Here is a 14,081-nt window from a genome sequence, read left to right as displayed (position 1 = left end):
TAAACTCTGTTAAAAACAGATCAAGATCACAATGTTTCCGCAAGCGGCACAAGAAAATAATCCTTACAGCGCTCGCGTAAAAGCTTTTTTTTTGAACAATTCGTCAATAACTGTAAAAATATAATATATTCTGTTTGTGAAATTTTCGATAAAGATCCGTTAAACGTCTAGTCTTTTTAAAAAGCCGACACACTTCTACACAAGCTCAAAAATTATTGAATATTTAACGAATTATTCTATCTTCGGAATTCCTGTGCTTCGTCTGCTTCAAAACAAGTAATCCCTTCTCCCTGGGAGGGATGCCGCCTCCGTCATGAGAACGTCGCTTGTCAACCATCGTCCAAAACACAGTTCGAGTCCTTACTTATAATTACGAATGATGTGGCAATGCAACGCAGTGGCTCTCCTGTACAATTTTCAGAAAATCAAATACGAAAGCTGAATATAACAAGAGATGGCGAAGAGTCCTTGCATAAAATCACCTTGATGAGAAAATTATTTTCAATTTAATCTCTAATCGTAACTATCGGCAATTCAACGTCATCGGACCTTTTGATCAAATAACGAATGTTAACTGTTTTTTCCTATAACCCCCATAGCAGGTTCAATGACCGCTATGTGACGTCCTCAGATGCAACATGACCCGATGCCCGTCACGGAGCTCGAGATACCGAAAAAAGAGATCATTTGAGCGTTTGAGTGCCGCAACCTGATCAATGACCCGCATTCAAAGCAAGGTGAGATTAAGGAATGTTTAGATCAGCATCCGAGCGAGATTCTTTTCTTCAAGCCAGGTGACTGCCATCATGGTGGTTCTCATGGCCATTCCGCCTTTCCGATTGTGTGAAACCTGATCTTGGCAATCATCCGCGCGCTATCCCGCCTCTCCACGGCGCCGACCTCCTTCGGCCGTGTGTCACAGCTTTTGCGCCGCGATCGTTGGGCCTGGCTTTATGCTCCATCCGCCCAATCGGTTGAATTCGCCTTAAGGAATACCGTAGCCGCGCTTCTTGCTCTGGCTATTGCCATGTGGATGGAGCTGGACAGCCCCATCTGGGCCACGATGACCGTCTGGGCTGTCGCTCAAGGCACTCGAGGAGAGTCTTTCCAAGGCGCGCTGGCGCATTGTTGGAACGGTCATCGGTGCAATGGCTGCAATCGCTCTTTTTACGGTTTTCCCACAGCAGCCTCTGTTGTTTTTCATGACATTGGCGCTGTGGATGGGGCTTTGCGCAGGGGTTGCGACCTTCGTCAGTAATTTTCGCGCCTATGCCCTCGTCCTCTCAGGCTATACCTGCGCCATCATCGCCATGGGCGCGGTCTATGACCCGGAGAACGTGTTCATCATCGCGGTCTCACGCTCGACCTATATTGCGCTCGGCGTCATCTGCGAAGCCGCAATGGGTCTTATCTTCGCCACAAGTCAGGAGCGTCAGGCCCGTCAAGCCGTACGCGTCAAATTGCAGACAGCACTCTCTCTTGTCTCGATTTCCATCGCCGATGTCCTGTCGGAAGCCGCGACGACACAGCGCAAGGCACGAGAACTTTTCGCAACGATCCTGCGCCTGAACAGCGAAATCGAATTTGCCGAGATCGAGATGGGCCCGCACGGCCATGAGGGCGATCATGCACGAGCCGCCCTCGCGGCAGTCTCCATTCTCCTGTCGCGCGGTTTCGGCATGTCGGCGCGGCTTGCTGCTCTCTCCCAGACTCATGGCAGCTTTAAGGAGACCTCCTGTGATGCTCAGGATTTTCTGCGAGATCTGGAAGGGAGGCTCAAGACACAGGAGCCCGTCCACTCCATTCTGGCCGATTTGCATGTCCTGATCGAGAGATGCCGCATTCATGCCGCTCCATTCGTTCGCCCCGAGCATGAAGAGGCCGTCGCTCTCGGCCCTGTCGATGAACGCGTTCTCCATGTCGCCCTGGGAGAGCTGCTGAACGATCTCGAAATCGCCATCATCGAATATGATGCCAGCACGCATCTTATCCCCGGCGACCGCTTTCATTTCCGACTTCAGACCCATCGCGATCCGCGCAACGCCATCAATAACGGCATTCGCGTCATGGCAGCCATTCTGTTTACGGCGCTCGTCTGGGAGATTACTGCATGGCCGAATGGCACCGCGTTCATTGCCATGACCTCCCTCATCTGCGGGCTTTTCGCAACGCAGGAGAATCCAGTGCTGGGAACGACGGCGTTCCTTAAGGGAACGTTCTGGTCGGTTGTCGCGGGCGGGATCCTCACCTTCATTTTCGTACCGAAATTCGACACCTACGAGATGTTCATCATGGCCTTCGGACCGGCCATGTTCATCGGCGGCCTCGCGCGCAAAAATGCTGCAACAGCAGGCGCCGCTGCGGCCTATGGTTTGCTGATGCCCAGCATGGTGAATGTGCAAAACCATTTCCGCCTGAACGAGATCGCCTTTTTCAACGGCGCGACATCCACGCTGCTGGCGGCCTGCGCCGCCGTTCTGGTTTTTCACACCTTCCTGCCTTTCAATCCGCAGTCGGAGCGATTGCGGCTACGCAGACAGATGCTGGGCGAATTGCGGGCGCTTTGCCATCTCAGCAAGGCACCGGAAACGCGGATGTGGATCGGACGCAACATCGATCGATTCGCGCGCCTCATTCGCCATGCTGGCCCCTCGCCCCTTCCAGTCGTCGAGAGTTATCTGCAAGGCACTCTGGCGGTGACGACCATCGGGCTGAACGCCATCAGATTGCGCACCTTGCTCGACCGAGAGCATCTTCCCGTTACCGCACGACGCCCCATCGAGTTACTGCTGGACCGTATGGAATATACCCGCGATCGACATGATCGCCCTGCCCGCGTCGCCGCAGCCGCAGTGCGGCGCCTGCGAGCTCTCGATCGCACTGAGCGCGATCTGGTAACCAGGCTCGAATTGATCCGCGGTATTTCGTATCTCGTGGTTATCCGTGACGAACTTGTCGCCAATGCTGCCTTCCTCAACGAGACGCGCAGCTTCACCAGCCACCGCGCTCTGGAAGAAATCAAATGACAGCAGAACTTCCCAGCCTCGTTCTGCGTGGCACAACGCTGCGCTTTGCGGGCAATCCATTCGATATGCCTCCCGAAGAGGCCCTGATTGCCGATCCTGACGGTGCCATCATCATTGAAAACGGCCGCATCAGTGCAGTCGGCAGTTTCAGTACTCTCGCTTCTACGCTTCCTGCCACGCTACCGATCATCGATCACAGGCCCTGCCTGATCGGACCCGGCTTTATCGATGCCCATGTCCATTATCCCCAGTTCGGCGTGATCGCGTCCTACGGGGAGCAGCTTCTGTCATGGCTGGAGCGCTACGTGTTCCCCGAGGAGCGCCGTTTCGCCGATCGCGCCTATGCAGACAGTATCGCAGGGGCCTTTCTCGACTCCCTCCTCGACCATGGAACGACCACAGCCGCCGTCTACTGCACCGTGCATCCCGAATCGGTAGATGCTTTTTTCTCTGCGTCACGCCAGCGCAATACACGCATGATTGCGGGTAAAGTGCTGATGGACCGCAACGCGCCAGATTTCCTGCGAGACACGGCCCAACAGGGATATGACGAGTCTCGCGACCTGATCGACCGGTGGCACGGTCAGGGGCGCCAGCTTTATGCGGTGACGCCTCGTTTCGCTCCCACAAGCACGGAAGAGCAACTCACCCTCGCTGGTGCCTTGCTCGATACGGCGCCGGACCTCTTCATGCAGACGCATCTTCTGGAAACGAAACAGGAAGCACGCTGGTCGAAGCCCTTTTTCCCCATCGTGCAGGCTATCTGGATGTCTACGATCAGGCCGGCCTCGTGAGGCCACGCAGCATCTTCGGGCATGCCGTGCATGTCACCGAAAACGACCTGACCCGATGCGCTCATGCTGGCTGTACTCTTGCCCATTGCCCAACGTCGAACGCGTTTCTGGGCAGCGGCGCTTTTCGGCTTTTCGAAGCAATGCGTCCGGATCGCCGCGTGCATGTGGCGTTGGGTAGCGATATCGGCGGCGGCAACAGCCTCTCAATGCTGCGTGTCATGAATGACGCCTACACAGCAGCTCAGACTCACGGCACCAGCCTTCACCCCGTGCAATCTTACTGGCTGGCCACCGCGGGTGCCGCTCAGGCGCTTGGGCTCGCCCCGACGATCGGGCGGCTCGAAGAAGGCGCCGAGGCCGATCTCTGCGTCCTCAATCCTCAAGCAACCCCGTTGTTGGCTCAACGGGCGGCGCGTGCAGAGAGCGTCTCTGACCTGCTTTTTGCGCTGTTGATGCTTGGAGATGATCGGGCCATCGAGGCGACCTATATCATGGGACGCCGTCATAGGGCCTCGCCCTAGGCCATCAGCATACTCTGTTCCGTGTCAGATCATGCCGCGCCGGGCCAGCCAGCCCTGATACCAGAGAGGCCATGACGCCGTGGTGCGACCCGGCTCGCCCATTCCAAAGCCATGCCCACCCGAGGGAAGACGATGGTATTCCACCTCGGTACCTACGGTCTGACAGGCCTGCGCCATCAACGCAGCGTTGACCGGGTTGGCTATCCGGTCATTATCTGCCTGCGTGAGAAACACCGGCGGATAGCCGGGCAGCACATGGCTCTGGACAGACCATAAAAGCGCCTGAGCTGGGTCGGGAGAAAGCCCCGCGATGTTTCGACGGGTCGCCGTGCGGTCATAGGGTTTTTCAAGCGTGATAACCGGATAGATCAACGCGGCCCCCGAAAGCGGCGCGACGCGTCCCTGAACGTCCTCCTCCTCAGGAGAACCAACGCCCGACCAGCGAGAGGCTGTTAGTCCCATGAGATGGCCGCCTGCCGAAAAGCCAAGAAGCGATATGCGTGCAGGGTCCAGTTTTTCCAGACGCACACGCTGCCTGACGAGAGCAAGAGCACGGCGCGCATCCTGAAAAGGAGCCATCGCCCCCGATAGCCATCCTTCTCCCGGCAGGCGGTAGACAAGGACGAAGACGGTAATCCCTCTGGCGTTCAGCCAGCGGCTGCCGGATATGCTTCGCGTCGCATTCCGATACGCTGATAGCCGCCCCCGGCAGCCACCAGCGCAACGCCGCCATTGGGGCTCTCAGGCCTGAAGATTTCCAGCCGAGGCTCACGGATATTATAAAGGGCGCCAGACGGCGTCGCCTGTTCCTGTCCGGTCGGGCCTCCGCCACCCGGGGGCGTCTCGGGCCAGAGAGCTATTTGCTCGGGCGAGAGAGAACGGGAAGGACCGTGACATCCTGCAAGCACCGACACGGATCCCGCAGCAGTAAGGGAGAGCATCGCGCGACGGCTCAGCCGCAATTCGGAAAGAAGATCGCCGTTCATGCCCTCTTCTCCGCTCTCTGCCCTCGTACGCTCAGGCCTTGCGTACGAATTCCGACTTCAGGTTCATGGCACCGACACCAGGGATCTTGCAGGACAGATTATGCCCGTCATGCCCGTCAGAGAGTCGGATACTTTTGATCTTGGTGCCCCCCTTGATGACGGAAGACGATCCCTTGACCTTCAGATCCTTGATGATCGTCACGCTATCACCGTCTGCCAGCGGATTGCCATTCGCATCGCAGACAGCAGCTTCGCTCGAGACCGCCTGAGCCCCTTCAGCCCTGCTCCATTCCAGCGCGCATTCGGGGCACACCCAGAGTTCGCCATCCTGATAGATATGTTCGCAGCCACATTGCGGGCAGAGATCGTTTTGCACGATTTTGACATCCTGTTTTTCGAGCCGGAACAACGCGATGTCGCCCGTCGCCTGCACCGGCTTCATTATTATTCCAGAAGCTTCATGGCTTTCAGTTGAGGGCCTTGTAGAATTTCTGACTGTCAGTGCAAAGCGAAGCTGACTCCCTAGCGCATAGTTGAAACCAAATCGCGGCTGCAGAATGGCTGCTTTCATAGGGAAAGTTCAGGGGAAGATCCGGTGCTTTCTCTGGGAGCGAGGCTCAACCAGTCGGCTTATTATCTTACAGACACTTTAAAGGGTCTGGCGGAGAGGGTGGGATTCGAACCCACGGTGCCCGTGAAGGCACAACGGTTTTCGAGACCGTCCCAATCGACCACTCTGGCACCTCTCCGTAGCAGGATAACCGGGTCGTGGGCGGCTTATAGGGGGCAGATCGCCCCGCACGCAAGAGGGGAAAATGCGTTTTTTTTCGCCTTTCGCGTATTTTCCTCCGGCTCCGTCTCGATAATCATTGACGGGCGCGGTCTGCCTCCTGTAGTGAGCCCCCCTCGCGAGAGCGCTTGCGCACCCGCCAATAATAAAAAGCGACTGGGCAATGCCGACTGGGGGAAAACCCCGGCAAAATTGCCAAGAGATCGGACACGAAGAGAGTTTAAAACATGTTCGCAGTCATCCGCACAGGCGGAAAGCAGTATCGCGTCACCCCGCAGGTCACGCTGAAGGTCGAAAAGCTCGAAGCCGAAGCCGGCACGACGATCACCTTCTCCGACGTTCTGGCCGTTGGCTCGGAAGCTGGTGTGAAGATTGGCGCTCCGCTGGTTGCAGGCGCAACCGTCACGGCGACCGTCGTCGCTCAGGACCGTCTCGACACGGTCATCATCTTCAAGAAGCGCCGTCGGCAGAACAGCCGCCGCAAGAATGGTCACCGTCAGCACGTGACCGTCCTGCGCATCGACGCGATCAACGCAGCGTAACTGACGCAAGAGAGAAGGAGAGACCTCCATGGCACAAAAAAAGGCAGGCGGTTCGAGCCGTAACGGACGCGACAGTGCAGGCCGCCGTCTCGGCGTCAAGAAGTTCGGTGGCGAATCAGTCATCGCTGGCAACATCATCGTCCGTCAGCGCGGCACGAAGATGATGGCTGGCACGAATGTTGGCGTCGGCCGCGACCACACGCTGTTCGCCCTCTCCGATGGCGCCGTGAAGTTCACGCGTCGCGCTGAAGGCCGCGTTCATGTTTCCGTGACGCTGGCAGAAGCCGCAGAGTAAGAAACTGGCCATAACCAGTTGACGGGAGAGGCCGGTCCGATTGGGCCGGCCTTTCTTGTTTAGACCGTTATTTTTGGACTTAGACGAGACAGACGATGAAATTCCTCGACCAGGCCAAGATCTATGTGCGCTCCGGCGATGGCGGGGATGGTGTCGTCGCGTTTCGTCGTGAGAAGTATGTTGAGTTCGGCGGCCCTGATGGCGGCAATGGTGGACGCGGTGGCGACGTCATTTTCCGCGCCGTACCGAACCTGAACACCTTGATCGACTTTCGATACACGCAGCATTTTCGCGCCCGCAAGGGTGGCAATGGCGCCGGTTCCGATCGCACAGGTGCCAAGGCTGAGACCGTCATCATCAACGTGCCCATCGGCACGCAGATCTTTGACGATGACCGCGAGACATTGCTTGCCGATCTGGATGAAGACGGCAAGGAAGTGCTGCTCTGCAAAGGCGGCGATGGCGGATTTGGCAACGCCAACTTCAAAACCAGCACCAACCGGGCGCCCCGCCGAGCGGACAAGGGCTGGCCGGGAGAAGAGCGCTGGGTCTGGCTGCGGCTGAAGCTGATCGCCGATGTCGGTCTGGTCGGTCTGCCCAATGCAGGCAAGTCGACGCTTCTGTCCGTCTGCTCGCGCGCCAAGCCCAAGATCGCGGATTATCCGTTTACGACCTTGCATCCGCAACTAGGCGTTGTGCGTCTCTCGGCAACGGAAGAATTCGTCATTGCCGATATTCCGGGCCTGATCGAAGGCGCGAGCGAAGGGGCAGGTCTGGGCGACCGCTTTCTGGGCCATGTCGAGCGCTGCGCCATGCTGATCCATCTTCTGGATGGAACAGAGAGCCAGTTGGTCAAGAATTACCGCATGATCCGCAGCGAGCTCGCGGCTTATGACGAGACGCTTGCTGAAAAATCAGAGATCATCGTCCTGAATAAATGCGACGCTCTGACCACGACCCAGATCACTGCCAAGAAAAAGGCGCTTGCCAAGCGTCCGACGCCGAGGTGTTCACCTTGTCGGCAGCGACCCATCAGGGGCTGGCCGAGCTGCTGCGTATCGTGCAGGATCGCGTCACCCAACACCGACTGGACGAGCGCGAGAATAATCAGTGACCAACCGACTGGCAGAAGCACGCTGTGTTGTCATCAAGATCGGCTCAGCCCTTCTTGTCGATGCCAAAAACGCCGAGCTTCGCCATCACTGGTTGAATACTGTCTGCGAAGACATCGCTGCCCTGCGCAAGCAGGGCGCAGATGTCGTAGTGGTCTCCTCCGGAGCCATCGCACTGGCACGCGTCCGTCTGGGACTTGTGGGCCGTCGGCTGCGTCTGGACGAAAAACAGGCGGCGGCCACCGTCGGACAGATCCAGCTTGCTCAGGCCTGGAGCGCCGCTCTCGCCCTGCAGAACCTGACCGCAGGACAGCTGCTGCTCACCCCGGGTGATACCGAGGATCGTGAGCGACATCTCAATGCCCGCGCCACGCTGCGCACGCTGCTTTCTCTGGGCTGCGTCCCCGTCATCAACGAAAACGACGCCATCGCGACGACCGAAATCCGTTTTGGCGATAATGATCGTCTGGCAGCGCGCGTCGCCCAGATGATCGGCGCCGATACGGTCGTCCTGCTTTCAGATATCGACGGACTGTACACAGCCGACCCGCGTCTCGATCCCACAGCGACGCATCTCCCCGTTGTCGAAACACTGAGTGAGTCGATCATGGCCATGGGCGGTGCGCCCCCGCCGGGATATTCCTCCGGCGGCATGCACACGAAACTCCTCGCTGCCCAGATTGCGACGCGTGCGGGGGCCCATATGGCGATCGCCTCAGGCCTCGCGCCTCATCCCCTCAGACAGATGCTCGATGCCGGACGCTACACGTGGTTTCTTGCCGCTGAAGATGCCGGCTCCGCACGCAAACGCTGGCTTGCCGGGGCTCTTCAGACAAAGGGTCGTGTCACAATCGATCAGGGCGCCGCGCAGGCCCTGCTCAAAGGGAGCTCTCTTCTCCCTGCCGGGGTAAGACAGGTCGAAGGGACATTCGATCAAGGCGATCTGGTCGTTATTCTTGACGAAGCGGGTCACGAAATCGGGCGCGGGCTGACAGCTTATGACGCTCAGGACTCGCGCAAGATCGCGGGGCATCGCTCGGAAGATATCACAAGCTGTCTCGGCCATAGCGGGCGTGACGAACTCATCCACCGAGACGATCTGGTTCTCATCCGCTGAGAAATAGCTGCCCCCTGCGAAAGGGCAGACTTCACCGACCATAAAGGCTCAAAACCCGCCGCGCCGCGCAAGGTTCGAGGGGTTGCGGCCTCAGGGCCGGGGTGGCCAGCGCAGTGTCGGCTCTGAACGAACACGCCGTGTTCCCGCCTCTTCCGCCTCCCTCAAACGATCGGCCTCCGCAGCCGCCGCGCGCGGTGCCATTTCCTGCCGCTGCACTCTCAGGCGCCACGCCTCATCGGCATCAGGCTGGGTCGGAGCTGGCTGGGATGGCGTTGGATGAAGCGGCGCTGAAGGCTCGACAGCTGCGTCCTGCCTCTGGGGCGCAACGGGCGGTCTGGGCGGCTCGCGCAGAGGGGGCGGGTCAAAATGCGTTGGCCGCATGATGTGATGAATACTCTCCTGAGCGCCGGACTCAGCATAGCTGTAATCGTCACGAGCCGCAGGCATCGGTGCTGGACGCTCACGGCGCTCTTCGAAAGAAGGCTCGCGCTGGACATGAGCGGTTTTTGACAATGGTGCCTGATGCGGGCTTTCCGCACGCTCGGGAGCTGAACGTTGCGGCGCAGGACGGACAGCCTGCGCGGACCACGGCATGGGTTCGGGCGCGCGAGGCATCTCGCCGTCGGCGCGACTTCAGGAGGCCGGGGCGCTGGGTCAGACTGTGCCGTATTGCGTCGGGGCGGCGCATAGATGGGCTCGCCGGATGGGCCGGTATCGCTCCCGCCTTGTGCTAGCCGCATGGCGATGATGCGCAACTCGGCGCGCACCTCGTTCAATTGCAGCTCTACCTCTTCCAGCCTCGGCTTCACGCCGAAAATTGAAAACGGCATGAGAATGAACATAAGTCCCAGTCCAAGCAGGATGAACCCTGCAAGGAACTGCATCCAAAGCGGAAGGGAGAGAAACGCTGTCGTCATGATGTGCGATCTATGCTCTTTTTAGCGACTCCGCCAAGAGGAGAGTTGCGTGCACCGCATCATCCCTTCCCTTCTGCAAGAAAGACGGGAATTACCCGCGCGCTCAGCCCGGGAGCGGCACCAAGGCCTGAACCCCTCCATGGGCTTCATCGAGCCCCCTTCCTTCAAGCAATGCAGCCAAGGATTGGTGGAAAATGACAGCGCGATAAACGATCTTGCCGCCTGACTCTCTCCATCTCTCGACAGCCAGCGTCGTGTCCGGAGCTGTTCTGTCGGCTGATCCTTGAAACTCCAGCTCAATCCGTAGCGGGCAGCCAGCGCGTCCAGCGTGGTGTCATGGCCTGCAAAGGCGAGGAACCGCGTCTGAGGACCGATGCTGTCTCCATTCGGCAGCTGCGCGTCACGCCCCTGAAGGAAGGCGTCGATTACCCCCGCCAGAGCGCGTGATTTCTCCTCGACCAGCTTCCCCCGCTTGCGCGTCAGGTCCGAGAGATAGTCGTGGACGGCAAGCGCCCGAGTGAGAAACGCCGGATCAATCGCCGTGGTCCATCCGGCCTTCTTGTGATCGAGCCCCTGAACGTGAAGCAGCAGAAGATTTTCTGCGAGAGAGGCCCCAAGGACGGGTCCCCCTTCCAGAACAGGTTTCCCGTTCTTGCTTGTTACGGTGATGGGTCCTGACAGGCAGGGGCCGTCGTCCTTGACGCAGCCTTGCGGCGCCAGAAGCAGCTGCATGGCCGCAAGACCCGCCTTCACGCTCTCAGGCCTCGACCGCATATCGTCCTTTTGCGCCGTCAGGGCATCCTTGTAGAGACGCTTTGCCTCGCGAACGAAGAAATCCTGTGGCGGTCCACCGAAAAGGGGATCCTTCACTTTCGCCCCCAAAGAGCGCGACACAAGATGCAGATCGGGCGCCAGCGACGCCGCCATGATCTCTCCGCTCTCGCGGGTCCGATCATCGGCGGAATCCGCCCAGATGACAGGGCGTGTCTGGGTCAGACAGGACTCTTTATGCGTGCTGCAGCCCAGATCGTAATGCCGACCGATATCACGCATCATCACCGACAAGGTCGCGCGACCATGTTCGGTGAGCTGCCCGGGAGAAACGGGCCATTCGGGCCAGGCAATGCCTGTCTCATGCGCGAGCGCTGCCGGATCATGGGTCGGGCTGCGTATGCCGTGTCGTGCGACCAGAACGACGCGCTCCAGAACGGCGTCCGCCGACGGTGGCGCGGCAGAGAGGGGCACGGCCCTCGCCGGTGTCGCCACGCCGCAAAGGAGCAAACTGGAAAGGGCAAAACCCCATAGGGCGGCGAGTGCGTTCACTGGCGATCCGATCATCAACATGCGCCCCTTATGGCAAAGTCACGGTCAGATTGAAAAAGACGCTGCGCCCGGCCAGACGCCAGTAAAGGGGCGCACCGTCCGGATAAGCAGCGCTCGTCGCAGATTGATTGCCTGCAAAATCGCTGACGGCGCGATTATTGAAGAGGTTGGAGATCTTGAGGCTCGGCGTGACGTCATGCATGAAGCCGCCCAGCTTTTTGAAATGCCATCCAAGAGCCAGATCGGCTGTCGTGGTGCTTCCAATGCGATACTGATTGGCAAATACGGTATTGCCTGCGCTGTTTGTCGTGCTGTCGAGACCCCAGTGATTGCCGACAAATTTGCCAATCAGTGAGGCGTACGGCCCCTTGTTATCGTCGTAAAGAACACCGAACGAGGCGAGCACATTCGGCGTCGCAGCAACACGCACCGAGCTATGCTTGTACTGCGCGTCGTTCACGCTGTAATTGCCATAAAGCGAGACGCCATGGCCGATGGCATATTGCCCTTCGACTTCGAGCCCCTTGTAGATGGCACCGCCACTATTGACCGATGTCGTCTGCGTTCCAAGGTCGGGAACCTTGATCTGGGCGGACGCAATGAAGTTCGAGAAATTGACGTAGTAAGCATCGAACGACAGGGTCCAGCGCTTTTGCTGCACCACGGTGCCCACCTGATAGTTCAGCGTGGTTTCCGGACGCACACTGCCGACATTCTGCGTCTGGAACACGCTCATGGGCGGCGCCAGAAAGCCGCGGGCGATCTGGGCGTAGGCACTCCAGCCCGGCAGAATGATCTGGTTGGCGGAAATCGATGGCTGCCAGGATGTGAAGTTCTGCGTCGCGCTCAGAGGCACCTTGGTCGATTTATTGATGGCCGCATCGTAGTCACGACGGAAATAGGAATATTTGATGCCCGGCTTGATGACCGTATTTTTGAGCGGCTTCCAGTCGAATTCCAGATAGGGTTGCACCGTCGTGTTGAAGTCGGAAATATCATAGCTATAGGCGGAGCCGTTCTTTCCAGGGACCATGATGCCCCCCTTCGTCAGGTCCAGCGCATAGGTGTAACGACGATCATCCTGCAGATCGGCCCAGGCCCCAAGCAAGACGTCGCCTTGCGACGTATGGGCCTTGAACGTCAGCGTATCGCCGTAATCCCGGAATTTGGCGTCTGCATATTTACCGGGAACGTCATTCTTGTAGGTCGCAAGTTTTTTCCCGCTTGCAGAATAGAACGTCACGCCATTGGCGCTGGCATTATCCGAGCTTGCATCGGTTGATTCGGTGTAATCATGCTCGAACCCGTTCGTGTAGAGACGGTTCTCAATCGTCAGCCAGTTGAGCAGTCGGCTCTTGATGTCGATATAGTCGAAGTCAGCGGTATAGGTGCTGGGCTGATAACCAGAATAGCATTGCAGAGCAGGATTGGAGCAAAGCCCGTAATTCTTGCCGTACTGACGGTACTGATCGAGGGTCGCGCCCTGGGTGGTGTTCTGATTTTCCCAATTATAGGTCGTCAGCACGGTGAGGGTCGTGTTCTCTCCCAGTTTGGCCACGTCCTTGAAAAGAAGGTTGTTGCGCCGCTCTCCCGATCCCGTCAGGTAACCGTCCGTCTCTTCGTGCTGAAGATCGAGCACCATCGAGCCAAAACGCGTTTTGCCTGAGTCGATCTCGAGCCCACCGGCGCGCGTATTGAAGCTGCCATAAGTCCCGTAAGGGGTGACGCCGAAATGAGAAGCGGGCGTTCGGGACTGAAATCCGATTGTGCCACCAAAGGTCGCATTACCGATGGTCGACGCTGTTCCTGGCCCACGATTGACCTGCACCTCACCCAGAAAATGCGAGATGAAGAGTGACGAGGTCGTATGGTGCAGGTCACTGGCATTGCCGAATGGAATGCCATCGAACAGCATATTGTATTGCCCGTCCTGAAAGCCGCGCAGGCTCATCGTTTCTGCCTTGCCCATACCCGGACCATTCGGGTTCTGGGTCCAGATGCTGGGCTGGAACTTGATAATGTCGTCAACGCTCGCGAGCGGCACGATATTATTGGTGATGAAGCGCTTCTGGATAACCGATGTCGGCTCTGTGATGGTCAACGGCACGGTTGACGGAGCCAGGCGCTCAGCGCGACCGATCACCGTGATACGCTCCTGACCTGACCCTTCATCATGGGCATCGTGCTGAAAATTCGACCCGCGTGCAGCAGACGCAATAACCACAACCCCGTCAGGCTGAATATGGGCGCTGAGCCCGATCCACCCAGCAGGCGCTCAAGGGCCTTTTCGAGGGTCAGTCTGCCCTTGAGTGCTGCCGCCTTCTTGCCGCGCACCTGATCGCTCGAGAACAGAATGTCCCGGCCCGACTGGCGGGCAAGCCCCGTCAGAGCGTCTTCAAGCGTCCCGGCGGGCTGGGCAACTGTCAAAGCCTTCGCTGCGTCACTCTGGCTCAGGGTAACAGGCGCCGCTGCCCCTTGGGCCAGCGCAAGATTGGGCAGGGTCGAGAATGTCAGGAGGAGAAGAGCAAGGTTTCTACGCGGTCGTGAGGCGATAAACGGGGCGCGGATCATGGGGCAGGCTTCCATCAGGCTGAGACCAGAGTGGTCATTCCCGGGTGGGACGACGGAGCTGGCCAGTCCCTCATCGCTTTCGCGCGC

At 58.5% G+C, this 14,081-nt stretch carries 10 protein-coding genes, 1 tRNA gene and 3 pseudogenes; 6 read left to right on the top strand and 8 right to left on the bottom strand.

The window, feature by feature from the left end; translation table 11 throughout:
- Window positions 1-1,027 precede the first annotated feature (1,027 nt).
- A pseudogene (locus JCM15831_RS17635) lies at window positions 1,028-3,026 on the top strand (FUSC family protein).
- A pseudogene (gene guaD / locus JCM15831_RS17630) lies at window positions 3,023-4,341 on the top strand (guanine deaminase). The pseudogenes JCM15831_RS17635 and guaD overlap by 4 nt, the downstream one beginning before the upstream one ends.
- Window positions 4,342-4,365: 24 nt before the next feature.
- On the opposite strand, the gene JCM15831_RS17625 reads toward guaD, so the two are convergent.
- The 4 genes from JCM15831_RS17625 to JCM15831_RS08235 form a co-directional block, all read right to left on the bottom strand.
- Window positions 4,366-4,950, bottom strand: coding sequence for an alpha/beta hydrolase (locus JCM15831_RS17625; RefSeq protein ID WP_373277627.1), 585 nt, complete (start codon window positions 4,948-4,950; stop codon window positions 4,366-4,368).
- 38 nt (window positions 4,951-4,988) lie between these two features.
- Window positions 4,989-5,327, bottom strand: coding sequence for a hypothetical protein (locus JCM15831_RS21895; protein WP_198024277.1), 339 nt, complete (start codon window positions 5,325-5,327; stop codon window positions 4,989-4,991).
- 31 nt (window positions 5,328-5,358) lie between these two features.
- On the bottom strand, window positions 5,359-5,769 hold the full coding sequence (locus JCM15831_RS08240; protein ID WP_084490620.1) for a zinc ribbon domain-containing protein YjdM: 411 nt from the start codon (window positions 5,767-5,769) through the stop codon (window positions 5,359-5,361).
- A 217-nt stretch (window positions 5,770-5,986) separates the two neighbouring features.
- Window positions 5,987-6,076: transfer RNA gene (locus tag JCM15831_RS08235), tRNA-Ser, on the bottom strand.
- Window positions 6,077-6,344: 268 nt separating this feature from the next.
- Between JCM15831_RS08235 and rplU the strand changes: the two genes are divergently transcribed.
- The 4 genes and pseudogenes from rplU (at window position 6,345) to proB (ending at window position 9,183) form a co-directional block, all read left to right on the top strand.
- Window positions 6,345-6,659, top strand: a complete 315-nt coding sequence (gene rplU, locus JCM15831_RS08230) for a 50S ribosomal protein L21 (protein WP_025823926.1) — start codon at window positions 6,345-6,347, stop codon at window positions 6,657-6,659.
- A 28-nt stretch (window positions 6,660-6,687) separates the two neighbouring features.
- Entirely contained in the window at window positions 6,688-6,954 is a 267-nt protein-coding gene (gene rpmA / locus JCM15831_RS08225) for a 50S ribosomal protein L27 (RefSeq protein WP_025823925.1), read from the top strand.
- Between the two features lie 95 nt (window positions 6,955-7,049).
- Window positions 7,050-8,068 (top strand): annotated as a pseudogene (obgE, locus tag JCM15831_RS17620) (GTPase ObgE).
- Window positions 8,065-9,183 (top strand): glutamate 5-kinase, encoded by a 1,119-nt coding sequence (proB, locus tag JCM15831_RS08205; protein ID WP_025823923.1) that lies wholly within the window; start codon window positions 8,065-8,067, stop codon window positions 9,181-9,183. Before obgE ends, proB begins: the two are co-directional and overlap by 4 nt.
- 90 nt (window positions 9,184-9,273) lie before the next feature.
- Here proB and JCM15831_RS08200 read toward each other — a convergent pair whose 3' ends face one another.
- The 4 genes from JCM15831_RS08200 to JCM15831_RS22620 all read right to left on the bottom strand — a co-directional run bounded on the left by JCM15831_RS08200 (window position 9,274) and on the right by JCM15831_RS22620 (window position 13,994).
- Window positions 9,274-9,777, bottom strand: a complete 504-nt coding sequence (locus JCM15831_RS08200; RefSeq protein ID WP_156938797.1) for a hypothetical protein — start codon at window positions 9,775-9,777, stop codon at window positions 9,274-9,276.
- A 344-nt stretch (window positions 9,778-10,121) separates the two neighbouring features.
- Window positions 10,122-11,438: a histidine-type phosphatase gene (locus JCM15831_RS17615; RefSeq protein WP_198024276.1), complete on the bottom strand. Its 1,317-nt coding sequence runs from the start codon at window positions 11,436-11,438 to the stop codon at window positions 10,122-10,124.
- Window positions 11,439-11,451: 13 nt separating this feature from the next.
- On the bottom strand, window positions 11,452-13,566 hold the full coding sequence (locus JCM15831_RS08190) for a TonB-dependent receptor (RefSeq protein WP_025823921.1): 2,115 nt from the start codon (window positions 13,564-13,566) through the stop codon (window positions 11,452-11,454).
- Window positions 13,563-13,994, bottom strand: coding sequence for an STN domain-containing protein (locus JCM15831_RS22620; RefSeq protein WP_035774089.1), 432 nt, complete (start codon window positions 13,992-13,994; stop codon window positions 13,563-13,565). Before JCM15831_RS22620 ends, JCM15831_RS08190 begins: the two co-directional genes overlap by 4 nt.
- Window positions 13,995-14,081: the final 87 nt, after the last annotated feature.

Source organism: Asaia astilbis JCM 15831 (assembly GCF_000613845.1).
Lineage (GTDB): Bacteria > Pseudomonadota > Alphaproteobacteria > Acetobacterales > Acetobacteraceae > Asaia > Asaia astilbis.
This window is presented reverse-complemented; position numbering and strand designations above follow the sequence as displayed.

Bases quoted from the DNA above. Each gene is read 5' to 3' on its own strand.
- JCM15831_RS17615 (WP_198024276.1), bottom strand. From the start codon at position 11,438: ATGATCGGATCGCCAGTGAACGCACTCGCCGCCCTATGGGGTTTTGCC.
- JCM15831_RS08240 (WP_084490620.1), bottom strand. From the start codon at position 5,769: ATGAAGCCGGTGCAGGCGACGGGCGACATCGCGTTGTTCCGGCTCGAA.
- rplU (WP_025823926.1), top strand. From the start codon at position 6,345: ATGTTCGCAGTCATCCGCACAGGCGGAAAGCAGTATCGCGTCACCCCG.
- JCM15831_RS08200 (WP_156938797.1), bottom strand. From the start codon at position 9,777: ATGCCGTGGTCCGCGCAGGCTGTCCGTCCTGCGCCGCAACGTTCAGCT.
- JCM15831_RS21895 (WP_198024277.1), bottom strand. From the start codon at position 5,327: ATGAACGGCGATCTTCTTTCCGAATTGCGGCTGAGCCGTCGCGCGATG.
- JCM15831_RS22620 (WP_035774089.1), bottom strand. From the start codon at position 13,994: ATGATCCGCGCCCCGTTTATCGCCTCACGACCGCGTAGAAACCTTGCT.
- rpmA (WP_025823925.1), top strand. From the start codon at position 6,688: ATGGCACAAAAAAAGGCAGGCGGTTCGAGCCGTAACGGACGCGACAGT.